Genomic DNA, 25,518 nt, shown 5'->3' on the forward strand with positions numbered 1-25,518 from the left:
AAAAACAAAAATAAAGGAACAAAGCCTGATTAAAAGCAATCTTTACTCGAAAAAACCTTGAATAAAAGACTAAACCTACGTTTTTTTTAATCAAATTTCACTATTCATACCATTTACCATTTGAGTTCACCGTAATAAAACGTTCTTTTTCCCTTTCTATTTCAATATAAAAAGAAATCATAGCTACTGCTATTATTGATTTCTCTATTTTATAAAAAAAAGCACTCATTTTCTTTTACAGTAAATTCAAACAATAACTGATATTATAAGGCTTCTGTGGAAGTAATATAAATCGAAATCAGGTTATTAGTAAAGATACGAGGATTTTTTTACAAGGAAAGTACAAGGCTGTTTCTGACTTAAAAACACATTAAATATTCAGGGTGTCAAACGTAATAGTTGGATGTTTTGTTAAGAGGATAGTTAATTTTTATATGAATAATAGAAGAGAAGTCAATCATATCGAGAAAGCTGAATAATGATAGCATTATTCAGCTTTTATTTAATACAGTTGGTATAGCAACCAATGTAAATAGAATGAACCTTTGTTATTTACTTTTTTGCCACTTTATAGTTTTATTAATAAGACCCGCTGAAACTTTAAGATGAAGATCATTTTCTTTAGGGGTTACTTTTACGTCGTACCATTTTTTTCGTTTATTAGAAAAAATTTTCCCTTTGAAAAAGGAGCCCTCATTTTTTAGATCTTTTAAAATCAATGCGCCAATTTTTGTGTTTTCGTTATCTGAAGATTTAATTTTTCCGATCCATGAGCCATTTTCTTCAAGGACTTCAATTTTGGTATTGTTGTCTTCTATAAGCCAGATACCGTTTATAGATTCTTGAGTAAAGGCAGACAAAGAAATTAGCACTAAAATAATTGATAATAAGAATCGTTTCATAATATGTAAATTAAGTAATGGATTTTGTTTTAATTTCGAACTGTTCTAGTTGATAGATATATCATAACTATAGAAATTATTAATAAAGGAAGACCTATGTATGTACCAGGAGGCTGGGTTGTATAATATTCAGGGGTTAAAGGATGCAATACCCCGACAACGTAACGAAAAAGGGTTTCTAGAAGAAGTAGTACATACATTAAAGGAATTAAGCTACGGTAACGAAATAAGATAATAATGTAAACCATAACCATAAGAAGTTGCATGCAACCGCCAAGTGAGCTAAACATATATACGATTCTGTTAGGATCCGGATCACCTTCAAACTTTACAATAGAAGCGATCATTTGAACTCCGCTATCGGGTGCTAAGAAATGAACTAAAGAACGAAAAACAAATATTGCACTAATAACAATTAACGTATAAAGAGCAATTTTACTTCCTTTATAGTTGTTATTCGCTTCACGAGGTAGTATTTTTTGTAAAAACTGCATTTTGTTATAACTTTAAATTAAACTATATTGAATACTTAAATTAATAAGAGCAAATATATTCTGTACAAATTATGAAAGCCATCAACAAATGTTGAAAAATAGGGTTATTTTTTTTTTCGTATTCGACTTAACTGAGTAGGTGTAATGCCAATCATAGAGGCGATGTAGCGAAGCGGAAATTTTTTCAATAATCCTTTATTGTTTTTCACTATAAATTGGTAACGTTCTTTAGCCGTTCCAGTAAGAAATAATAAGTGGTTTGACCCTATTATTTTTATTTGTTCTATTAGGTGTTTTCGAATAACAATATTTAAGGTCAGATTGGTTTCTAGTGTTTTCTGAAAGGCCTCGGCTGGGGCTACTAATAATGTAAGGTTTGTTAAGCATTCAATTCCTAACGCATGGTTATTTTGATTGTCAAGATTAAAAAGGCCAGAAATGAATGAATTATCTTCACGAATTCTTCCTGTTATTTCATCACCATTGGGCTTGTAAATAATTATTCTGACGGCTCCTCTTGCTAAAAAAGCAACTCTTTTTGTCGTTATATTGGGTTTTTTAAAAAATTCGCCTTTGCGAAATTCTTGTGTATTAAAAAGACTTAAAATTTCGTCAATTTCCTCTTGATTAGGAGTGCTTACTTTTTCTTTTATGTAATTTTCTAAATACTCTTTCATTGTTTTTTGTTAGTGTTAGGTGTTGATATTTAGTTGTTTGTGTGGAAGGGATCCAAATTTAACTATAATTATTTTGATTTTATATATTATTTATAGTTTTGATTTGGGGGAGGCAGAAATGGTATAATTATACGTATGTACTGTACCCCGAATTAAGCAATAGAATTTCGTCATGAGTAGAGGTAAACGTAAAAAAGCAAGTCCTTTTAAATTTAACCAGAGCACCGCTACGATTAAATTTAAAAGGACAACAAAGAGGTTAGGTGCAATCGTTTTAACTACTGGGGGTAAAAAAAATCATGATTAGTTGACTCTTTCTGAAATGGATGTAAAATTAATTAAGTATTTTTTTGTAATCGGTTATTTAAGTGAGTTCAATCAAATAGTTATATAACAAACCGATTAAGATAGCTAAACCAAAACTTATTAAAGAGCCTATTAACATATATTCTGTCAGTTTTCTGTCTTTCGCTCTAGAAAGATCACCAAATCTAAAAACAGATTTAGCTGTTATCAATAGACCTATTGCTCCCCATTGATTAAAAATTATAAAACCGAACACAAAAAGGCGTTCTAAAATACCAATATATTTTCCTGCATTCTGTAAAGAATCATTTGGGGTATCATCTTCTAAGCTCCAATTGCTCATTATTATTTTCATCATAATGGAAGATACATAAGTAATTAACAATATAGAAAGCACCAACAATAATGATTCTTTTGAATATATTTTATCCCAATCTATTGTATAGGGAGTGTATAAATAGACAACTATTCCGATTATAGTGATGTGTAATAGTTGATCTATGATGAATAATAGTTTGCTATTAATTATTCCTTCAACATTTATTTTTATGAGATCAATGATCAAATGACTGATTATAATGACGATTAAATATGCCCAATATGACCAATCGAACTGAAGTAGCACGAGTAGTGATATAAAATGAGTTAAACCATGCAGGTATAAATACTTTGATTTGTGTTTTTTTGCTTTTTTATCTTTTACCCAATTATCAGGTTGAAGTACAAAATCACCAATAATATGAGCAATTAGTAATTTGATTGTCAGAATAATCATAGTTTGGAAATTTGTTTTTTATAAAAATTGTTCATAATCATGATTTCGTCAAAGCCACCTCGTTTGAGAGCTTCGCTTATACTGCTTTGAGATTTATCAAGTAGTTCTGCTAATTCTTTTTGGTTTTTACCAGTGTTTTCGATAGATGTTTTGATGACTTTAGCAACCGTACTGCTCCAATTATTAGCCGTTAGTAACGATAAGCTAAGCATGATATTTAGCGATTGATCAAATATTTCATTATTTGATTTTATAGCTAACGTTTGTTTTTTTAGAGATTCAAAGCAGTCACCAGATCGTACATAGGCAGAGCCGTTTGACTCAATTATTTTTGGAGCGCTATATTTCTCGTCACCGAGGCCAATGGCCATACGAACGTCGTGTGATTTTACTTGCTTAATAGCGGATTTAATATGAATAGCTGCTAACATCGCTTTTTCGGGAGCTATTAATAGTTGAAAACTATCGCCTCGATATATTTCCCAGTTTTTTGGGTTTTTACCATAATAATTTAGTGTTGCTTTAAGAAGAGTTAGCCATTTATGAGTGTCTCCTTCTCTAGAATTAATAATATCACCTGTTATTACTGCTACCATTGCCGTTATTTCTTATGAATATAGTATATCGGTTTTTTAGCCGATATACAAATATATCGGTTTTTTAGCAGATATTTATAATTATCGGATTTTAATCCGATAAATGATTAATATTTGAGATATTTTAAAAGAATTTATTCATTTAGGTGTATAGCATCTTATCAGATTCACCAATGTCAGTATTAAGATAGCTTAAAAGATGTATATCAGTTAGTTTATGGGGTAGGCTTTATTTACCATGATCATTGAACTAGCAGTAGTAGGAGTAGGTTTAAATTTTTCTGCTAGCCTTATTGTTTAGATGTTATTTTTTAAAGTTAGATTATAGATTCGGTAATCTTGTATACGTACAAATTAGCTTACCAAATTTTAAAAACTAACCATATTGAAGGTTATGTTGTTACATTTTTTGTGTTAATTAGCACTAGTTACTTGTTCATGTATTTTGCAAGTAGAGAATGGAAATGATGAACACCTTTTTCCATCGTAGGAGAGAATCTACCTGCTTTGTAAAATCTCGATTGTAAACCTTTTTGTACTCCTTCTACCACAAACTCATCTTCACGTTCAACTTTATCTAAAAGAGCTCCTGCACCTGCGTTCATTTTTGCTTCGTCATAAACATAGGTAATAAAAGAAACTTTTGTTTTATGAATACTTAATGGTTTTATAATGTTTATAGACAATCCCCATGGATAAAAATTGAACATCATATTAGGGAATATCCAATAATAGTAGGCGGCCACTTCTTTACCATAGTCTACATGCCCTTCGGGTAAATCAAAAACTTCTTCGCCTCCGCTAGAATACCCAATTTGTAGATTCACGTGATCATAGATTTCTGTAGTATAGCTGCCATAATCTAAAACCGCATTTAAGTCTTCATGAACAAACGGAATGTGAAATCCCTCTAAATAATTATCGCAGTACAATGCCCAGTGACAGTTAACAATATAATCTTTGTTTAACGTTTCATTTAGTTTGAACTGATTTAGTGGTAAAAAACCAATTCGTTCATTCATTATGTCAATAACTTCTGAGAAATTAAAAGCTGGGTCTAGCCCAATAAACAAATGGTTTCCTAATTTTTCTAGAGGAAATTTATGCAGGTTGTCACAAGGCCTTGGAAAGTCCTCTGCGTCTTGAAATTCAGGCATTTTTTTAAATGCTCCATCCAATCCAAATCTTCTTCCATGATACATGCACACTAATTTTTTGGTCTTCCCTGGTGCATGAATAATTAAATTGCCACGATGTGTACATACATTGGTTAGACACATTGTTTTATTCTCTTTATCTCGAACAACTAAAAGAGGTTCTGTTAAATAGTCTTTTAATAGAACCAAGGGATATACACTTTCCACCAAAGGAACGAGTGTGTTCTCATCTCCAATCCAATGCCATGATTTTACAAAAACATTTTCCTTCAATTTATCGAAGACTTCTTGACTTTTGTAAAATGACGCAGGTAATGTTTCTGCTTTTGTAATATCTGGATCTATATGAAATTTTTCCATATTATTTATTTTAAATGATTTCTTTTTAGTACTACATAAAATGGAATTCCCAACATTAATAAAATGAATCCCCAAAAAACAACCTCTTGACCACAACCAATAATAACAAAAATTGAAAAACAGAATGCTAAAAAGGCGATTATTAATTTTCCAGTAATGCGTTTTTCTTTATTGAGAAACATCAGAATAGCAAAACTTGCTGTTGAAAACAAATATGGTGTGATCACAGAGAGGGTAGATAGTGTCATCATAAAAGTAAAAGCATCTACTAAACTTTTAGAATAATTTAAAAGCATTAAAGCTGAAACCAATAAACTTGATATGATTATACCGGAGATAGGTGATCCGTTATTATTTCTTTTTCCAAAGATCTTTGGAAATAACTTGTCATGGGAAGCTGCCATAGGTATTTGCCCTTGAATAAGGATCCATCCGTTTAAGGCGCCAAGTGTTGCAATTACGGCACCACCTGCCACTATATATTTGGCTGATTCTCCCCAAAACAGCGCTGCGGCATCAGCAAAAGGAGCATTGGATTGAGCTAGTGTTTCTGCAGGGATAATGCCCATAATGGCAATAGAACTCAATACATAAACAATTATGGTTACAATTGTTCCAGTAATTGTTGCTTTTTTTATCGTTGTTGCGGCATTTTTAATATCTGAACTTGGAATGGTAGCACTCTCCATTCCTAAAAAAGCAAAAAAGGTTAACGTTGTAGCAGTTACGATAGCAGAAAAATTAGACTCACCGCTTAAGTTAAATGGATAAAAATGATCCGCTTTAATATAAAGTATCCCTAAGAAGCCAATTAATATAATGGGTATGATTTTAAGAATAGTAGTGATTAGTTGAATTAGGGCAATGGTTTTGAGCTGTTTTGAATTTACCCAAGTAAAGAACCAGATAAATGCTAGTCCTGTTAAAATTGAAGCCAGAGCATTTTCTGCCAGATGCGGAAAAAACACTTCTAAATATCCAACCAATGCTACGGTAATTGCTGCATTCGTAGACCATATAGATACCCAATAGCCCCAAGCGACTAAAAATGCTGGAAATTCTCCCAATCCAATTCTAGTATAAGCGTAAGGTCCACCGGAAGTTTTTGGAGCTAAGTTTCCTAAGTTTCCGAAAACAATAGATAATAAAATTGCTCCAAAAGAGGAGATAAGCCAACCTAGTAAACTAATTCCTCCGAAAGCAGCTAGTGTTGAAGGCAACAAAAAGATACCTGACCCAATCATGTTTCCAATAACAAGGGCAGTACTTGACCAAAAACCTATTTTTTTTGAATTTTTAATAATAAATTTAATTTTAGATTGGCCAAATATAACAAAAAAGACTACTTTTTTATGTTAAATATAAAAAATGGTGTTTTTTATTGATAATTTAACATTTAGGAGTTGTTGGTGACAGCCAATACTCTCTTTTAGAGTAGCGTTTTGGAGTAATTCTGTAAATTATTTTCTTTTTTTTGGGGTATAGTCTTTGTTTTTAATGTTTTATATTGAAGGGTGATTTTTTACGGTCAAAGTTGTGTCAGTCAAATTATAACTCAAATTTAATTTTTACAGCTTTCAATATATCAGTATCAATTCGTTTGTCGTGTAAAACTTTGAATCCTTGACGAATATAAAAGGATAAAGGAGACTGGTAGTTTTCTCCATTTTCTTTTTTGTCATCATCATGATCAATTACCCAGCCATAAAATACTTTAATATCTTTTTTAAGTCTATTTATAAGTATACTACCCAAACCTTTTCCTTGTTGATTTCTATCAACAATAATGGAAAATCGTAGTTCATCGTCCTTTTCAAAGTCAACAGCCCAAGCTAAAATAGTGTTGTTTTTATCTTCTATTAAATAATGATTGTAGTTTTTAACACCTTCTAATAACAGTGCAAATCGATCTTTTAAATTCATAGGAAACTCTTTGTTCCAAAGGTGATTTATTTGTTGAAACTGTATATCAGTTAAATTTTTGGTCTTAAGTATTTCCATCGGTTGCTTTAATGATATTTATTATGTTTAATTCCTATTATCTAAAATTTTAAGTACTTATCGTGTCAATAATACATACATTAATTTGAATATAATTTATATTTATTAGACTTCAACGGAAATATATGGATAAACAATTAATGATACATATTAATTTTTTAACCATAGTTGTTACTATATATGGTAAAATTTAATATTGAATTTAGTGATGTGTTTGTTTCTTATGATCTTGGTTTTCTATGGGTTATGTGTTGATAGTGCTGAGGTAATAAACCGAATTTATTAGGGTTGATAAGTTTTTTTTGGAACTTTAAGAACAGTTGTTATAATGGTTGTCTTTAAATTATTGGAATCAAATTCGGGATGAATGACAAAGCGTTTTTGTAATTATATGTGAAACAAATTGATAGCTGTATTGGCCTTTAATATATAAAAAACACAATAGATATTATTTTAATTTAGAATAAATTAAAATAAGAGCATTATCTTTGCACGAAATTTCAAATTTATGAGAAAATTACACCTACTACTACTACTACTGTTTACGATATGTTTTTCGTGTTCAGATTATGACAATCAAGATTTTACTGTTTTACTTCCTGATGCTGGGGCAGATCAGGTTGTTTTTACTGACGAATCGGGTACTACGATCCAGTTGGATGGCAGCGGATCGTCAGATGTCAATGATATTGGCTTTAACTATGAATGGAAGGTTATAAGTACTCCAGAAGGATCAGTTGTTACGTTGAGCGATCCTAATATTGCTAAACCAACACTGGAAGTACCGAACGATGCCTCTGGCCGATTTCAGTTACAACTTCGTATTTTTAAAGGAGCACAAATCGCTCAAGACTTTGTGAATATAGATGTCAACCCTGCCATTGCACAAGTACTTCTTGTAAACGCTATTGATGCTGATTATACAGCTACTTTGAGAATTCCATCAATAGATATCACGGGTAATCCAGTAGCTTCTAAAAATTCAGATGAAACCTATTATGATATTGATACCAACGTAGCTACTGAAAGCGATGGTACTGTTTTGTTAGAGGTTGATTATAATGGTTTGAAAATTACTACATATCAAACTTTAGCAGCGCTTAAAAGTTATACGCTATATTTGGTAGGAACAGAGAACAACCCTGAACTTTTTTTTGTTGAAAAACAAAGAAATCAAAATTCAATTGGTCTAGGATTGGTAGCACTTGATGCTGTTAACTTGTCTGAAGAAACTCAAAATGTAGTATTGTATATTGACGCTACTTCTGTTGGTTTTGGAAATATTCCAGTGGATGCGCTGTTTGGTGCATTAGGTGTTCCAGAGCAATTTGGGGCATTAAACTTTAAGGATAATTCAGAGATTTTCTTTCCATCAAATTCAATTCTTCCCTTACCTATTTGGGCAACAGTTGATGGAGTGCGTATAAGTAATGATGTGTCTATTGATTTACCATCAAACGTAGATGGAAATTTCGGAACCTTTATGTTACACCCTGACTCATCATCATCAAATGGCCACACGCTTGTTTTTGTTAATAACAGCGCTTTACTACCTTAATAATTACTTTATATGAAAACTTTATATTTATGTGTAATAACACTTTTTAGCAGTGTTATTTTAAATGCACAAATTGAAATCACCGGAACCGTTACTGATGTGAATGGTAATCCGATAGAAACTGCCAATGTAATTTTGGAAGGAACCACTAAAGGGACCCTGACTAATAAATTAGGAAAATATATTCTTCCAAACATCGCTAATGGTACTTATACACTAGAGATTAGTCATATTGGATATGCTGATTTTACTCAGAGTATAACAATAACGGACGACTTGTTGAATGTAGATGCACAACTTTTTGAAGATACTGATCTTTTACAAACAGTTGAGATTGTTGGACGTAAAAAAACGGCTTATCGTGCTGATGTTACTTTCGCAGGTACAAGAACAGGTGCTGATATTAAGTTGGTTCCACAAAGCATCGCTGTGTTAAATAAAGAGATTATAGCTGATCAAGGAATTTTTAGACTTGAGGAAGTATCTGAAAATGTTGCTGGTGTTACGAGAACTCGTTCAGGAGATAATTTTACCTCTCGTGGATTTAGAGTACGTCATGACTATGTTAATGGTAATAGAGCCTTACTTGCTCCTGACTTTGCTTCGTCGTCAATAACAACACAGTATGAGCGTATTGAATTTATAAAAGGACCAGCAGCAGCACTTTTCGGGAATAGTTCACCGGGTGGTGTTGTGAATGCAGTAACAAAAAAACCATTAAAAGTAAATAGGGCTGCTGCCAGTATATCTTATGGTAGCTTTGAAACTAAAAGGGCAACGATGGATGTGACAGGGCCTTTGAAAAAGGATAAAACATTATTGTATCGAGTGAATTTTGGTTTGGAAAATGCGGAGACTTTTCGAGATTTTCAGAAAAATAGAAGTATTTTATTTGCTCCGTCACTATCATATTTACCAAGTGATAAGACTAGCATAAATGTTGATATAGTTGGGACTTTTAATAATGATAGGGCAGGTGTTGACAGAGGTATGCCTATGTTACAAAATGATTTATTTGCACTGCCTATAAATTTTAATACCGCCGAACCTTATGACAACCGTCAGAATAGTAGTGTTCTTTTTACAGTTTCAGGAAATCATAGGTTTTCAGATAATTTAGTTTTTAATGTGTCTTATACACGTTCTGATTTTGATCAAAATTTTCTAGAAACTAGATCTACTGGACGTTTTACGGATGATGGTACGGAATTAATTCGAATAATTAATGATAGAATTACCACCGGATATTCAAACTTTATTACAGCTTATGTTGTAGGTAAATTTAAAACAGGAAATATAACTCATGAAAGTGTTTTAGGTTGGGATTATTATAATACTTTCCAAGACTCACAAACGCGATCAGCTTCGGGTGAGGCAAATGGTGTTCCAAATCTAGTATTCAATGATAGAGTTCCGATTCATAGTTTAGTTGGGATGAGTGTTAACTTTAATGAAGAGCAAACTAGATTTACAGATAATAGCCAGTACCGAGGAATTTACATTCAAGATTTAATTGGTATTGGGAAGTTCAAAATTTTAGCTTCGTTACGATATGAAAACTTAGATCAGTCTGCCATTGTTGGTGACGGACTTGAACTTACAGATAATATCGATAATACTATTTTATTACCTAGGTTTGGTATAACATACGAACTTAATAAACGTGTAAATTTATTTGCCAGTTATACAGAATCTTTTTCAAATCAAGTGGTTCCTTTTGGGGTAAACACGATAGAGGAGGGGCAGGTATTTGATCCGTTAACAAGTAATCAAATTGAAATAGGAACGAAAACATCATTTTTCAACAATCGACTTTTGGCACAACTGAGTTTCTATACGATCAATAGATCTGGTAGGTTAATTGAAGATCCAAATGGAGGTAGTGGAATCATTAAATTATTGCAAGTTGGTGATGAAACCAGTCGAGGTATTGAAATGGACATTACAGGTAGGGTATCAAGAAACTTAATTTTAACTGCTAATTATGCTTTTAACGATGTTGAAATTTTAGATGATAGCTTTGCTATTCAACAATTAGAGTTAGGTAATAATAATCCAAAGCATACCGCTGGGTTTTGGGGTAAATATAGCTTTAATAGAGGCTTTTTAACTAATTTCGGAATTGGACTTGGTGGTAGCTACGTTAGTACGAGTCAGATTGCCGATACTGGCACGAACAGAATTAACGATGTTATTCGTTTCCCAAGTTATGCTAAGGCAAGATTGGGCTTATTTTATAAGGTTAATAATATCGACTTTTCTTTAAATGTCAATAATATATTTGATAAGCGTTACTTCGTAGGTGGTTTAAATGCAGGTCGCGTTTTCCCAGGAGCTCCAAGAAACTTTTTATGCACCATTGGTTATGCGTTTTAACTAGTGCGTGTATTTAAATGATCACAACTCCCGAATACCTTTTGTCTTTCTGAAAGTAGAATGAAATGGTTCGGGAGTTGTGTTGTTTTTATATGAAAACTCCTCTTTTTAATACTTGTAACGTGATTTTGACGTAATTTTACGTTACAGCTTTTTAATACCATTTACCATTTGAATTTACCGTAATAAAACGTCCTTTTTCTCTTTCTATTTCAATATAAGAATAAATCATAGCTACTGCTATTATTTATTTTTGATGTTATTTCATATCGAAATCAGCTTAGTGGGGGGAATCTAAGTAGTTAAGCTACTATTTCTTTATTTTTTTATGTATATCAATCGATTGTAGGTGCTTCTTCATAACAATAGTACTTAAAAACCAATCGTATTGCTGTGTTTATAGATTTGATCATAACGTTGCTGTTTTAGAACCAATAAAATACTTGCTATATAGTTTTATTTGCCACTTATAACATTCATCTTTCTGCTCATTACATTATAGCAAATCTACTTGTAATATGTGCTTCATCTTTGTTGTATCGAATAGCTAAATGTATACTATATAAAATAAAAACATAGCTATTTGGGAGTGTCCATATGACTAAGTAAACAAAAGAATAACTAGAGTTTACGTCAGATAAATGCATTCATTGTAAAACAAAGAAACATAAAAAAGTATTAAAAAATATAAATATCGATTTAGTAGCTACGATAATTTTTTGATTACACAGGTGGAATCCGAAAAGCCTAGTTTTGAAAAGAGTAGGAAATATAATTATTTAAATATTATGAAAACAAAAGAAATGGCATGTCACACATGGGCATTAAGTGGAAATCCAGAAGAAGGTGAATCAATTAATCAGAAGTACGTAAAATTATCAGATGCAATAGGAACCAATTATGGTCATGGAGCTAAACTTAAAGGAAAGTCACTAGCTACCATTCGACAAGAAACTATGGAAAAGATTGCGGCACTAGCATCGCGAAGAACAATCAGTACAAATCATAGAATATTTATATGTGGAGGGTTTAGACCATCAGAAGGTGTTGAGCAGGTATGTCCAGAGCATCTTTGGTTAGAAGATCATACAATAGGTAAATCTTACGATACATTTATTGATCAAGATGTAAGAGTAGAAAACAGTGTAGGGGTGGTAGGCCAACCTTTTAAACCAGCTTGTGAAGGATCAGCTTTTAATGGCAATCAAATTTATAGAGTTCGATTAGATGGATTTACCGGCGGACAACAATTAAGTTTGCCAAAATAAAACGTTGTTTTATAGTTACAAAACAATAGATATACTCACCTTATGGTAGTTTAATTATTAAAAAGCCAATATCATCTTAATCGATATATTGGCTTTTCTTTCTTTGATTTCTTCGAAATGGATATAATGGAGTTTAACCCGAATTATGCATTAGAGCTTCGTAATGAGAGTTGAAGACTCCATAAAAGTAAGTGCTTTATTTTACAGCATTTCCAGCTTGAAATTGATTTACTAATACATAATTCAGATTTAAGTATTATCCTTTTTTCAATGTTTATTTTTCTTTTTGCTTTTAAATAGTTCGTTTAAGGGAGTTTTACAATAGTCATGAAGTCTTAAAATAAAGAATAGCCAAAAATTACTGAAAATGTTTTATAGTCAGAATTCCAATTATTATACTCACTTAATATATTTCTGCTGAAGTACCTCAGTTCCATGCTATACTTGTTATGGAGCTTAGCACCTACTCCAAACGCTAAATAATTATCAGTACGATTAATATCTTGTAATGCACTTAAGATGGAATTGTCAGATCTTTTGAAATAAATAGATGATTTCGATCTTAGGTCTATCATGTAAGCACTATTGATAAAAATAGTTGAATTACTATTTAGAAAAAAATAATGCCTTAAGCCTAAAGAAACTTCAATAGATGTATATTTCACTTCTGAGATTAATTTCTCTCCTGATACATTCGTTACTTTTTGAGTTTTCGCGCTTTTGAAATTTTGATACGTTGGTTCAATAGAAATTGCCCATTTATTTTTGTTAAAGGGTAAAACATATTCTGCTTCAATTCCAAAACCAAAATCGAATTTATTTTCGAAATTAGTATTTCTAGCATTTGAAATAGAATTTTGTATACTTAAGGACGTGTTATTTAAACGTGGTCGTAGCGTTAAATTAAATAAATCCTTTTTTTGTTCCTTTCTGTAATTCGTATATTTTGAGTTACTACATTGATTATGAGTGATAAATAAATTGATTAAACTCCTTTTGGTGTATTTTAGGTTTTCAATAGTTTTCAATGTAATGGTCGAACATTTTAAATCTTTCCACAATTGTTGCTTGAATCGATTATTCGTTCCAATTTTGTTATCTGATGTTTTGTAACTTTTAAAGATTAACTGTTCAATAGCAGAGTTTCCGATATTGTAAAAGTGTCTTTTCAAATTCCCTTCTTCAAAGAAATATAAATTGGCTTTGCCTTCAACCAATACTTCTAAGAATAGTTCTTCTTTTTTCAATATTGGATTTCTATCATTGCTCATGTAGGCTATGTTTTCACTAGACCTATCGATATTTACAGTTTTTCTCATATATTTAGAGAGTTCATGAATACCGAATTCCTTAACGAAGGAAATATTTGCTGATGCAATTTCGCTGTTTTTGGATAGTTTATAGGTGAAATCTGTTGGATTGTTTTTCCAATCAATGTTTTTGATAAGACAATCAACTTTCTCATCAGAGTTATTGATAAAATAACCTTTTTCAAAAGAAATTTGAGAGTAGCAATTAAAGCTAAGAATTGCTATTAGGTGTAATAATAATTTTTTCATGTTAAAATGGGGTTGGATTATTAAAAAATAAACGTGTAATTTTATTTTTCTCTCAAAGCTTATAAGCTATATGAAAATAACGAATGCATATCAGTTCTTGTAATTTGCACTTTAAATTCTCTAAAATCGCGCAAGCTAGCGATATTCTGTATGCTCTTTAATGGCAAATGATGCAGGGGTGTCTGCTTTTGATGTGATTTGCAATTTTGAGCTATTGAATGGTCTAAAAAACTTTTTATTGGGGAGGTATATTCCAATAAATTCAAAGGCAAATAATTTTTAATGTTTCCTTAGAGCTCAAGTAAACATAATGTATAATTCAATTGCTCAAATGATGTATGGTGTTTTGACGTACTTATACGATTTATAAATAAATACTTCGCATATCTATTATTTCTTTTGTAGCTATTTTTGCGTTATAAAACTTAACCATAGCTTGGCTATGCTAAAGTTTTATGCCTTAAACTAACTTAAAATAATTCAATACCTATAAACGAAATATTTATTTGTAAATCGTATTATACCATATACCATATACCATATACCATATACCATATACCATATACCATATACCATATACCATTTACCATTTACCATTTGAAATTACCGTAATAAAGCGTCCTTTTTCCCATTCTATTTCAATATAATAAGAAATCATAACTACTGACGGCTATTATTGATTTTTCTATCTTATATAAAGAAAAAAAAATATTTTCTTTTACAGTAAACTCAAACGATAACTGATATTAAATTTAATAGAATTGATCATACTGTAAAGCTTCCATAGATAGCAATTCCAATAATTAAGGGTGCCCAACTATTTTGTATTTCATAGTTGCTTTCTTTTCCAAGATGGTAATTCCAAAACAATCTAGTAATAATGCATCCGCGAATTCCTCCAAGAATGATCCATAACGAGAATAATAGTATAATTGATTTGATTATCATCATAACGAAATTATAACTATAAACAACATCAATAGTGGGGAATATAAACTTTTGTTTTCTTGAAAATTTAGCATACACTCTGATGCATCTTCAATCAGTACTAGCTATATTTTTCTAACTGAAAATTAATGATGGTTGTTGCTATACTATGTTTATCTTTTACACATTTCCTTTTATAAGTTTAACGTATTTTTCGTTAAAAGCATAAACAGAGATACCAATTGCTAGGTATATAATTTGATATACAAATTCACCGCTAACCAATTCGTCTCCCAAAAAGACTTTTAGTAATTTACCTGTTAGAGAAAGCCCTGAACCCAACATTAAAAGAATCCCCCAGATTTTTATGCCAACTTTAGCATAATGATGTCTTAAAAACAGTAAAAACAGCAGAGATCCTTGAAGTGCAATTGGAAGTAGTGCGTAAAGGTTACCTGTTGCAAGTACATATACATTGCGACATAATAGTAGCGTTATAAATACAATAAGCGCATATTTAAAAAATGGATTCCTAAACTCAGTTGTTGTATTTAATTTGGTCATATAAACGATGAGGTTATTTAGCTTTCTGCACCAACTCTAGTTGATCAATAGAAGCTTTCGTCGTGAACATTCCATAATTAATAAAAACAGCCTTTTTTTCTATTTTGTCAATGGTTCCCACAGCATTCCCATCAATTAAACGTACACGGTCATTAATTTTATAAATGTAAGAAGCCCTTTCTATGGCAATTTTATCTGCTTCTTTTTTCTTTTCCGCTCTAACTTTAACCACCTTTTGTAAAACTTCTTGTTCCACTTTTTGTATAGCTTCCTTTTGCTTCTTGTTTACAAGTTGATCTTGTTTTTTCTCTGTTTTGGTTTTCTTTTGCGGTGGGTTTTTTTTAGTGTATTTTATCTTTTCTGTGGTTACCCATTTAAAAAAGTTAGCCGAAAACTCTTTTTTATTATTGGTTTGGAAGTATTTATTAAGAAGTTCATTTACAGAGCGCCCTAATCCTAGTATTTTTTGATTGTTATCATAGAGCTCTTGAAAACCTGCTAGTTTTTCACGTATTTTGTCTTCTTTCTGTTGTAAGTTTTCAAGGTGTTCTTGTCCCTTATATTTTTGTTTTTCAAGAGAGTCTGAAGTTTTCTGTAGTCTATTTTGTTCTTTTTGAAGTTTTGAAATAGTTTTATCTAAACGAACTTTTTCAGTTTCTACACGTTTTTTTGCGCGGTTTATTAAACTGTAAGGAATGCCATTTTTTTGTGCGACTTCAAAGGTAAATGAACTCCCTGCCTGACCAATAAATAATTTATAAAGAGGTTCCAAAGTACGTTCGTCAAATTGCATATTAGCATTCGTAACATTGTCTAATTCATTAGCCAATACTTTTAAATTAGCATAATGCGTTGTTATGATTCCATAGGCTTCTTTAGCATAGAATTCTTCCAAAAATATTTCGGCCAAAGCACCACCGAGTTCAGGGTCTGAGCCTGTACCAAATTCATCAATCAAAAACAAGGTGCTATCGTTGCATTTACGTAAGAAATAACGCATGTTTTTTAATCGATAGCTATAGGTGCTCAATTGATTCTCTATTGATTGATTATCACCAATATCTGTTAAAATTGTATTGAATATAGTGGTTTCACTACGTTCATGAACAGGAATTAACAAGCCGCTTTGAAGCATTACCTGTAGCAAACCAATGGTTTTTAAGGTAATACTTTTTCCTCCAGCATTTGGACCAGAAATTACGATAATCTGTTGTTTATCATTTAATGAGATCGTCTGTGGAACGGTGGTTATTTCTTTTTCGTTATTCTTTCTCCATAGAATAGGATGGTAAGCATCTCGAAGAAATACTTTTTTGTCTTTGCTTATTTTTGGTAAAAGCCCATTAATTTCCAAAGCATATTTAGCCTTGGCTCCAACTATATCTATCTGTGTTAAAAATCCAACGTAGTCATGTAATAAAGGAACATAAGGACGAATTTCTTCTGCTAAAGTTCTAAGGATTCTAATAACTTCCTGCTTTTCTTCATATAGTAAATTTTGAAGTTCTCTACCGTAAGCTAGTGTAGCTTGAGGCGCAATATATACGATACTACCTGACTTTGATGCCCCGAGTAAACTACCTTGTACTTTTCGTCTATACATGGCAGATACTGCTAGTACACGTTGATTATCAACGATGGTTTCCTTGATGTCGTCTAAATAACCATTGGCAATATTTTTGCTTAGCGCACGAGAAAAACTTTCTGAAATTTTTCCTCTTATGTTGTTGATGTCTTTTCGTATTTGTTTTAAAACAGAAGAAGCGTTATCAGCCACTTCACCATACGAAGTGATTATTTTCGTAATTGCGTCAGAAACAAAAGTTGTATATTCTATCCGATCACTTAATTCCGCTAACGTGGGGTAGTATTCATTAAACTTTGTCATGAACTTTTTGAGTTCATTAACTGTTTCCGCAGTAGTTGCTATTTTTAAGAAAGCCTCAGTTTCTAAAAAACTATTTTCAATAGCTAATCGTTTGATATGTTCTGTAATATTTTCAAAACCGTGATTAGGTATTCTGTTGTCGTTTTGAAAAGAACTGAGATATTCATTGACTAAATTTAATTCAAAAAATAATTTACTGACTTTGCCAATAGGTCGTAATTTTATAACCTCTTGTTTTCCTAATTCAGAAATACAAAATTCACTTACTTGTTCTAAAACAGTATTGAATTCTAAATCTTGTAAAGTTTTGTCTGCTATTACAGTTTTCAATGTTTATTTTTGATTAAAATTAAATAACGAAAATCCTAAAAAACTACTTTAAATTTATAGGAGGACAAAATTACAAACTATGCAAGTAAAAATAGCCGATAGTTGGAAAAATGTTTTACAGAATGAATTTGAGAAGCAATATTTTAAAGAATTGATGCTTTTTGTTAAAGAAGAATATAGTACTGGTAGGTGCTATCCTAATGATGAAAATATTTTTGCGGCGTTTGATATTTGTGATTTTAATGATGTGAATGTAGTTATACTCGGTCAAGACCCGTATCACGGTGAAGGGCAGGCTAATGGTTTGTGTTTTTCGGTACATGATGGTATTTCGCACCCTCCTTCATTGATGAATATTTTTAAAGAAATTAAAAATGATTTAGATATTCCTTATCCTTCCTCTGGTGATTTATCAAGGTGGGCAAGACAGGGAGTACTGCTATTAAATGCAACACTAACCGTTAGAGCAGGCCAGGCAGGAAGCCATCAGAAAAAGGGATGGGAAGAGTTTACCGATGCCGTAATAGCTAAAATTTCTGAAGAAAGAGAAAACGTAGTGTTTTTACTTTGGGGAGGATATGCTAAAAAGAAGGGATCAAAAATTAATAAACAAAAGCATCATGTATTAATTTCTGGTCACCCTTCTCCATTAAGTGCAAATAGAGGTTATTGGTTTGGAAATAACCATTTCTCCAAGACTAATACCTTTTTACAGAGCCAACAATTACCTATTATACAATGGTAGGCAATATACTTTGGTTATAAAAAGGCAATGTGATGGCATCTAAAATATCTTCTGTAATGTCAGGATAACATACGTCAATTGTTTCTGTAGATTTTAACCATTTAGATATTTTATGATATTGATTTTTGTTAAACTTTTTAAGTACAGGAACGCCCATTTCATGTAGACTTAGAGCATTGCATTGCTGTTCGTATTGATTTTTCATTGGTATCACTAAGAGTTTCTTGCGTAAGTACAAAGCTTCTGCAGGAGTTTCAAAACCAGCTCCACACAATACACCACTAGAAGAGGCAATACTTTTAATGAAATCACTTCCATTAATAGGTTTGATAGTAATATTGTTTTTAAACTTGTATTTGTCTGTATGTTTCGAGAAAACTTCCCATTTGACATATGCGAATTCGGATAGTACTTTGATGATTTTTTTATCACTATAAGCAGGTAGATATACGGTATAATGCCCTTTATCTGTAGCGTTTATATATCTTATTTCTTTTCGTATAATGGGAGTGAAAATAGCAGAAGAATAGGTTTTAAAATGAAACCCGAATTTTATACTCGCTGGGGCATAATATTTTAAAATAAGACGCACAAAATTAAATTGCCCGTATTTAGGAGCGTTTTCATCTATCACCGCATTTTGATGGCTTAAAGCTATGATGGGAACGTTTCTAAGTTTGGCCGCCCATGCTGAAATTGGTTCGAAGTCATTAATGATTAAATCGTATTCTTTTACCTGAATTGACCATATTTCTTTGATTAAGGTTTTTAGCCTAACTCTTTTTAAGGTTTCCCAGAAGTCAATACCTCCTTTTTTACCAAAAATAAAACTCAATCCATATAATTTATATTTGACATCAAACGGAAATTTTAATTCACATTGACACCCACTAATTAGAACATCAACTTTGGCTTTTCTTTGTAAATAAGGAATTAACTCGATTGCTCTACTAGCATGTCCGTTTCCGGTTCCTTGAATGGCATATAAAATTTTCATAAGCTATTTACTTTAAGGTTTTACTAATATTAAACTCAGCTAAAAGGTCTTCGAATAGTTGAGTGTTATTACCTTCCGTTCCAATCAATTCGAGATCTTTTATTTCATAATCAAGATATAAGTTTTTAGCAACTTCATCATGGTCATATTCATACAAGCTCCAAGAACTATTTTTATATTCTAGGGCAGTTAAATTTTCTATCCAGTCACCAGAGTTTAGATACAGGGTTTTACCGTTATCAGTACTTATTTTTCGTATTTCTGGTTGATGTATATGACCACAAACAACATAGTCATAACCGTTTTCTATAGCTATTTCTGAAGCAGTAGTTTCAAAGTTGTTAATGAATTTTAAAGCGCTTTTTACACTGTTTTTGATTCTTTTCGAAAAAGAAAGTTTTCCATAACCTAAATGTTCACTAATCCAATTTACAGCCGTATTAATCATGATTAAAGTATCATAACCAATACCACCTAATTTGGCCAACCATTTAGAGTGTTGCATGGTGACATCGAAAACATCTCCATGGAAAAACCATCCTTTTTTTCCATCGATATTTAGTACTACTTTGTTTACAATTTCAAAGCTACCTAAACTAAAACCTTTAAATTTTCTAAGAGTTTCATCATGATTGCCTGTAATATAGTATACTTTGGTACCTGAGGTGATAAATGACATTAACTGTTTTATAACCTTTAAGTGTGGCTTAGGGAAGTAACGTTTGTTGAATTGCCATATATCAATAATATCACCATTTAAAATTAATATCTTAGGGTTAATTGTTTTTAGGTAGTTGTTTAACTCTGTAGCTCTACAACCGAAAGTACCTAAATGAACATCTGATATTACGGCAATATCAAGTTTTCGTTTTTTGTTTTTCTTCATTAGTAAAAAGTAAATTGAACATGATAAAACAGTAGGACTAATACTATTCTATATGGTACAAAATTACATTTACCATGTTTTCTTACGGAGAATAAATCGTGAATTATTGGTAATCAAACCTTTATTGTTTTGTAACTAAAATGTTATTTAAAAGTAAAAAGCTCGGTTATGACCGAGCTCTTCAATAAAATATGTGAGTTTTATTAGTTGTTATAGAGTACCCAACTACCTTTTTCAAGTAAAGGAATTGCTTGCTTATACTTTACTTCTTTTTCTTCTCCTGTCATAACGTTTTTAATAGTTACACGATCATTTCGACCAATTTTAGGTTGCTCTCTAACAATAGTTTCAACTATTTGTTGTTCTTGTGTTTGCTGATTACGTGCATTGCTAATAGCTTGTTGACTAGAGTTTTGAACTTCGTCTTTTCGTAAACTTAGTTTTTCTCTTTTTTGTTCACGTGCTTCTGAAATTTGTGATTCATCTTGGTTAGGAAGTTTTCCTTTAAATAGGAAAGATAAAACTTCCTTATTAATTTTATCAATAGATACTTGGAAAAGTTCAAAAGCTTCAAACTTATAAACCAGTAATGGATCTTTTTGTTCGTAAGTGGCATTTTGAACCGTATGTTTTAGTTCATCCATTTTACGTAAATGATCCTTCCAGTTTTCGTCTATAATAGCTAGAGTAATATTTTTTTCAAAATCATTTACCAATGATTTACCTTCCGACTCGTAAGCTTCTTTTAAGTTGGTAACGACTTGTAATGTTTTTGTTCCATCGGTAAAAGGCACTACAATACGTTCGTAACGATCGCCTTCGTTTTCAAAAACATTTTTTATTACAGGATAGGCTTGAGAAGCATTTCTTTCTGTATCCGTTTTGTAATTCTCCGTAACTATTTTATACAATTTATCTGTTAATTCCTCTTCTGATAAATTAATAAATTCTTCCTCAGAGAAAGGAGAGGTCATTGAAGAAAAACGGATCAATTCAAATTCGAAGTTCTGGAAATTCTTTACTGGTTTATTTTCTCTTACAATGGAGTCGCAGGTATCATAAATCATGTTTGCCACGTCAATTTGTAAGCGTTGTCCGTCTAAAGCATGTCTACGTCGTTTATATACGAATTCACGTTGTGCATTCATAACATCGTCATATTCTAATAATCGTTTACGAATACCAAAGTTGTTTTCTTCAACCTTTTTCTGCGCACGTTCAATAGACTTAGAGATCATTGAGTGTTGAATTACCTCTCCTTCTTTTAAGCCCATTCTATCCATCATTTTAGCAATTCTTTCAGAGCCAAATAAACGCATTAAGTTATCGTCTAGAGCAACATAAAATTGCGATGCCCCTACATCTCCTTGACGACCAGCACGTCCACGTAACTGACGGTCAACACGACGAGAGTCATGACGCTCTGTTCCAATAATGGCTAAACCTCCAGAATTTTTTACTTCGTCAGACAATTTAATATCCGTACCACGACCTGCCATATTTGTTGCAATAGTAACCTGTCCCGGTTTTCCTGCTTCTGCTACAACGTCTGCTTCTTTTTTGTGTAATTTCGCATTCAAAATATTGTGCGAAATTTTGCGCATTTGTAACATTCTACCTAGTAGTTCAGAAATTTCTACCGAGGTAGTACCTACCAATACGGGTCTTCCTTCTTCAACTAGCTTCACAATGTCTTCAATTACAGCATTGTATTTTTCACGTGTCGTTTTATAAACTAAGTCTTGCTTGTCATCACGAGCGATAGGTTTATTTGTTGGAATTTCAACAACATCTAATTTGTAAATTTCCCAAAACTCACCTGCTTCTGTAACTGCCGTACCTGTCATTCCTGATAATTTACGGTACATTCTAAAGTAATTTTGTAGGGTTACAGTAGCAAATGTTTGGGTAGCATCTTCAATTTTTACATTTTCTTTTGCCTCAATAGCTTGGTGTAATCCATCTGAGTAACGACGACCGTCCATAATACGCCCCGTTTGCTCATCTACAATCATTACTTTATTTTCCATAACAACATATTCAACATCTTTTTCAAAAACAGTATATGCTTTTAAAAGTTGGTTCATAGTATGAATACGTTCACTTTTGATGCTAAAGTCGCGATATAATTCTTCTTTTGAGCTGGCTTTTTCTTCAGGCGTAGATTCGCTATTATCTATTTCACCAACTTTTACACTAATATCTGGAAGAACAAAAAACGAATCGTTTTTGGTTACATCTGATAAATGAATAATACCTTTATCTGTTAAATCTATTTGATTATTTTTTTCATCAATGGTAAACCATAATTCAGCGTCTACTTCAGGCATTAACTTATTGTTATCTTGCATGTAGAAGTTCTCAGTTTTCTGAAGAATTTGTTTGACACCTTCTTGTGATAAAAACTTAATTAATGCTTTATTTTTAGGTAAACCTCTGTAAACTCTCAATAAAAGAAAGCCACCGTCTTTTGTATTCCCTTCTGTGATTAATTTTTTTGCTTCTGCTAAAACGCCTACTAAATATTTGTTTTGTATCGAAACGATATCTGCAACTAACGGTTTAAGTTCATTGAACTCATGACGATCACCTTGTGGTATAGGACCAGAGATAATTAGGGGGGTACGTGCATCATCAATCAATACCGAATCTACTTCATCAATAATAGCATAGTTGGGAGCTCTTTGTACTAAATCTTCTTTAGAGCTAGCCATATTGTCACGTAGGTAATCAAATCCAAACTCATTGTTGGTACCATAAGTAATGTCGGCATTATAAGCTTTTCTACGAGCTTCAGAATTTGATGGGTGAAAATCAATACAGTCCGTAGTTAATCCGTGGAATTCATATATAGGAGCCATCCAAGCTCTATCACGTTTCGCTAGGTAATCATTAACTGTAACTACGTGTACACCTTTTCCAGATAAAGCATTCAAGTACACAGGTAATGTTGATACAAGTGTCTTTCCTTCACCAGTCATCATTTCAGCAATTTTTCCTTGATGTAAAACGGAACCACCAATTAACTGAACATCATAATGAATCATATCCCAAACAACATCTTTTCCAGCAGCATCCCAAGAATTAGCCCAAAAAGCATTTTCTCCTTCCAGGCGAATATGATCTTTTGTAGCAGACAGCTCACGATCAAAAGAAGTTGCGGTAACTTTGATCTCAGTATTATTGGTAAATCGTTTAGCTGTTTCTTTTATTACTGCGAAAGCTTCTGGCATTATTTCTTGTAAAATCTTCTCAGAAGATTCATAAGCTTCATCTTTTAGCTTATCGATTTCAGCATATATTTCTTCTTGTCTATCAATATCAGCCGTTGCAACCTCTTCTTCTAAAACAGCAATCTTTTCATTGAAAGGTTTAGTAGCATCGGTTATTTGAGCTCTAAATTCAAAAGTTTTGGCTCTAAGTTCATCATTAGACAAATTACCTAATGCATTTTCAAAGAATCTCACTTGTTCAACAATAGGTTGCAAGGATTTAAGGTCTTTTTGTTGTTTATCACCAACAAATATTTTTATAATAGAATTTAAAATACTCATTTTTATATATTTTTATCAACTGATTAAGTGTTGGAAATCAGTGTGTTTTGATAGTTACTAAGTCTGTGCCTAAAAGTAAGTAAAAAAAAAGTCTCTTTTAAGAGACTTTTTTATGTTATTTCCTAATATTCATCTTCATTCCAAAGATAATCCTCTTCGGTAGGGTAATCAGGCCATATTTCAATAATAGAATCATATGCTTCTCCTTCATCTTCGATGTCCTGTAGGTTTTCTACTACTTCTAAAGGCGCTCCTGTACGAATAGCATAATCGATTAATTCGTCTTTAGTTGCTGGCCAAGGTGCATCTGCTAAATAAGATGCTAATTCAAGTGTCCAATACATTTCTTTATCGGTTTTTTTTGATTTTCGCAAAAATAATTTTTTTTTCTAAAAAGTCAAGTTTTTTTTATAAAATCTGTTGTTAAAAAATAAAAGAACTTTTTACAGCTTTTCAGGAATCCATTTTATTTCTACTGCTTTCAATTCTTGTGTCAACTTTCGTGCCAATACAAATAGGTAGTCAGAAAGTCGGTTTAAATACATTAAAACAGTGTCACTAACTGTATCTTGATCACTTAATAATACACATAAACGTTCAGTTCTTCTACAGACACATCTGGCAATATGACAGAATGACACTGTTTGGTGTCCGCCTGGTAAAACAAAATGAGTCATTACCGGAAGCGTCTCATTCATGGTGTCAATTTCGTTTTCTAAAAAAAGAACTGATTGCTTGTTTATTTTCGGGATATTTAAACGCTCTTTACCACTTTTTAAGTTTTCTTTTTCAGGTGGTGTTGCTAACATAGCTCCTAATGTAAACAAGTCGTGTTGAATTTTTGTTAATTTTTCTTTGGTGTCATCATTAATGTTTTGATCTCTGATAAGACCAATGTAAGAGTTAAGTTCATCTACAGTTCCGTAACTTTCGATTCTCAAATGATGTTTCGGAACTCTGCCTCCTCCAAATAAAGCAGTGGTACCTTTATCTCCTGTTTTCGTATATATTTTCATGTATAAATATAATTCAATCGTTATTTTTTAGTTTGTTCATAATAATTTCTGGGCAACGAATGGGTTTTTTTGTGTGGCTGTTTATAAACGCCAAAACAGTTCTTCCAGTACATAATAACTCGTCGTTTTCATTTACTATTTCATGATAAAATTCAACTTTAACAGTTGGTGTTTTTTTTAAATAAGTTTTTATGCGAATATGATCATCATAAAGAGCAGGTCTTTTAAAGTCACAACTTAATGATATTACAGGAAGCATAACGCCTGTTTTTTCCATATATTTGTATGTGACATTTAAAGATCTGAGCCATTCAGTGCGGCCAATTTCAAAAAATTGGGCATAATTTCCATGATAAACAATTCCCATTTGGTCTGTTTCAGAATATCGAATTCTTATTGAGGTCGTGTGTTCGTACAATGTGTATTTTATTTAGATAACAATACGTAAAAAATAAATAATAATCAATAGTGATTTAGTTTTTTTTTACTGAATTTTATTCACATTTTTGTTCTTCCGAATAAGTGAATATAGAGTCCCCTATAAATCAAGTAATTTTAACAAATTAATCTTTTATCATCAAT

Annotated in this window: 23 protein-coding genes; 4 read left to right on the forward strand and 19 right to left on the reverse strand. The window is 31.8% G+C overall.

Annotated features, from left to right (window positions below; all coding sequences use genetic code 11):
- Positions 1-100 precede the first annotated feature (100 nt).
- The 9 genes from AC2TDS_RS18505 to AC2TDS_RS18545 form a co-directional block, all read right to left on the reverse strand.
- On the reverse strand, positions 101-229 hold the full coding sequence (locus AC2TDS_RS18505; protein WP_484737059.1) for a hypothetical protein: 129 nt from the start codon (positions 227-229) through the stop codon (positions 101-103).
- A gap of 319 nt (positions 230-548) precedes the next feature.
- Entirely contained in the window at positions 549-902 is a 354-nt protein-coding gene (locus tag AC2TDS_RS18510; RefSeq protein ID WP_484737060.1) for a DUF2147 domain-containing protein, read from the reverse strand.
- A 29-nt stretch (positions 903-931) separates the two neighbouring features.
- Positions 932-1,396, reverse strand: a complete 465-nt coding sequence (locus AC2TDS_RS18515; protein ID WP_484737061.1) for a hypothetical protein — start codon at positions 1,394-1,396, stop codon at positions 932-934.
- A gap of 104 nt (positions 1,397-1,500) precedes the next feature.
- Positions 1,501-2,073, reverse strand: a complete 573-nt coding sequence (locus AC2TDS_RS18520) for a Crp/Fnr family transcriptional regulator (protein ID WP_484737062.1) — start codon at positions 2,071-2,073, stop codon at positions 1,501-1,503.
- A 364-nt stretch (positions 2,074-2,437) separates the two neighbouring features.
- Positions 2,438-3,154, reverse strand: coding sequence for a DUF3307 domain-containing protein (locus AC2TDS_RS18525; protein ID WP_484737063.1), 717 nt, complete (start codon positions 3,152-3,154; stop codon positions 2,438-2,440).
- The gene (locus AC2TDS_RS18530) at positions 3,151-3,750 is read right to left on the reverse strand and encodes a SatD family protein (RefSeq protein ID WP_484737064.1); all 600 of its coding nucleotides are present in this window, start codon (positions 3,748-3,750) and stop codon (positions 3,151-3,153) included. The genes AC2TDS_RS18525 and AC2TDS_RS18530 overlap by 4 nt, the downstream gene beginning before the upstream one ends.
- Positions 3,751-4,178: 428 nt before the next feature.
- On the reverse strand, positions 4,179-5,267 hold the full coding sequence (locus tag AC2TDS_RS18535; protein ID WP_484737065.1) for an SRPBCC family protein: 1,089 nt from the start codon (positions 5,265-5,267) through the stop codon (positions 4,179-4,181).
- Between the two features lie 5 nt (positions 5,268-5,272).
- Positions 5,273-6,598 carry an amino acid permease gene (locus AC2TDS_RS18540; RefSeq protein ID WP_484738977.1) on the reverse strand — a complete coding sequence of 442 codons (1,326 nt, stop codon included), beginning with the start codon at positions 6,596-6,598 and terminating at the stop codon, positions 5,273-5,275.
- Positions 6,599-6,815: 217 nt separating this feature from the next.
- On the reverse strand, positions 6,816-7,190 hold the full coding sequence (locus AC2TDS_RS18545) for a GNAT family N-acetyltransferase (protein ID WP_484737066.1): 375 nt from the start codon (positions 7,188-7,190) through the stop codon (positions 6,816-6,818).
- 586 nt (positions 7,191-7,776) lie between these two features.
- Here AC2TDS_RS18545 and AC2TDS_RS18550 point away from each other — a divergent pair.
- The 3 genes from AC2TDS_RS18550 (at position 7,777) to AC2TDS_RS18560 (ending at position 12,470) form a co-directional block, all read left to right on the forward strand.
- The gene (locus tag AC2TDS_RS18550) at positions 7,777-8,826 is read left to right on the forward strand and encodes a hypothetical protein (RefSeq protein ID WP_484737067.1); all 1,050 of its coding nucleotides are present in this window, start codon (positions 7,777-7,779) and stop codon (positions 8,824-8,826) included.
- Between the two features lie 12 nt (positions 8,827-8,838).
- Positions 8,839-11,202, forward strand: a complete 2,364-nt coding sequence (locus AC2TDS_RS18555; protein ID WP_484737068.1) for a TonB-dependent siderophore receptor — start codon at positions 8,839-8,841, stop codon at positions 11,200-11,202.
- 788 nt (positions 11,203-11,990) lie between these two features.
- Complete coding sequence (locus AC2TDS_RS18560) at positions 11,991-12,470, forward strand: hypothetical protein (RefSeq protein WP_484737069.1); 480 nt, start codon at positions 11,991-11,993, stop codon at positions 12,468-12,470.
- 335 nt (positions 12,471-12,805) lie between these two features.
- On the opposite strand, the gene AC2TDS_RS18565 is transcribed toward AC2TDS_RS18560, so the two are convergent.
- The 4 genes from AC2TDS_RS18565 to AC2TDS_RS18580 all read right to left on the reverse strand — a co-directional run bounded on the left by AC2TDS_RS18565 (position 12,806) and on the right by AC2TDS_RS18580 (position 17,738).
- Entirely contained in the window at positions 12,806-14,029 is a 1,224-nt protein-coding gene (locus AC2TDS_RS18565) for a porin family protein (protein WP_484737070.1), read from the reverse strand.
- A gap of 765 nt (positions 14,030-14,794) precedes the next feature.
- Entirely contained in the window at positions 14,795-14,980 is a 186-nt protein-coding gene (locus AC2TDS_RS18570; RefSeq protein ID WP_484737071.1) for a hypothetical protein, read from the reverse strand.
- A gap of 156 nt (positions 14,981-15,136) precedes the next feature.
- Positions 15,137-15,520, reverse strand: a complete 384-nt coding sequence (locus AC2TDS_RS18575; protein WP_484737072.1) for a hypothetical protein — start codon at positions 15,518-15,520, stop codon at positions 15,137-15,139.
- Positions 15,521-15,533: 13 nt separating this feature from the next.
- On the reverse strand, positions 15,534-17,738 hold the full coding sequence (locus tag AC2TDS_RS18580; protein WP_484737073.1) for an endonuclease MutS2: 2,205 nt from the start codon (positions 17,736-17,738) through the stop codon (positions 15,534-15,536).
- 79 nt (positions 17,739-17,817) lie between these two features.
- Here AC2TDS_RS18580 and ung point away from each other — a divergent pair, with 79 nt between their 5' ends.
- On the forward strand, positions 17,818-18,483 hold the full coding sequence (gene ung, locus AC2TDS_RS18585; protein WP_484737074.1) for a uracil-DNA glycosylase: 666 nt from the start codon (positions 17,818-17,820) through the stop codon (positions 18,481-18,483).
- Here the strand turns inward: ung and AC2TDS_RS18590 are convergent.
- The 6 genes from AC2TDS_RS18590 to AC2TDS_RS18615 form a co-directional block, all read right to left on the reverse strand.
- A complete protein-coding gene (locus tag AC2TDS_RS18590; RefSeq protein WP_484737075.1) occupies positions 18,470-19,480 on the reverse strand; it encodes a glycosyltransferase family protein in 1,011 nt (336 codons plus the stop codon). The genes ung and AC2TDS_RS18590 overlap by 14 nt on opposite strands.
- 7 nt (positions 19,481-19,487) lie before the next feature.
- Entirely contained in the window at positions 19,488-20,366 is an 879-nt protein-coding gene (locus AC2TDS_RS18595; RefSeq protein WP_484737076.1) for a UDP-2,3-diacylglucosamine diphosphatase, read from the reverse strand.
- A 203-nt stretch (positions 20,367-20,569) separates the two neighbouring features.
- Entirely contained in the window at positions 20,570-23,920 is a 3,351-nt protein-coding gene (secA, locus tag AC2TDS_RS18600; RefSeq protein ID WP_484737077.1) for a preprotein translocase subunit SecA, read from the reverse strand.
- A gap of 122 nt (positions 23,921-24,042) precedes the next feature.
- Positions 24,043-24,264 carry a DUF2795 domain-containing protein gene (locus AC2TDS_RS18605; RefSeq protein WP_047789198.1) on the reverse strand — a complete coding sequence of 74 codons (222 nt, stop codon included), beginning with the start codon at positions 24,262-24,264 and terminating at the stop codon, positions 24,043-24,045.
- Between the two features lie 99 nt (positions 24,265-24,363).
- Complete coding sequence (locus tag AC2TDS_RS18610) at positions 24,364-24,936, reverse strand: cob(I)yrinic acid a,c-diamide adenosyltransferase (protein ID WP_484737078.1); 573 nt, start codon at positions 24,934-24,936, stop codon at positions 24,364-24,366.
- A 13-nt stretch (positions 24,937-24,949) separates the two neighbouring features.
- Entirely contained in the window at positions 24,950-25,354 is a 405-nt protein-coding gene (locus tag AC2TDS_RS18615) for an acyl-CoA thioesterase (RefSeq protein WP_484737079.1), read from the reverse strand.
- Positions 25,355-25,518 lie beyond the last annotated feature (164 nt).

It is taken from the genome of Tenacibaculum profundicola (assembly GCF_057220795.1).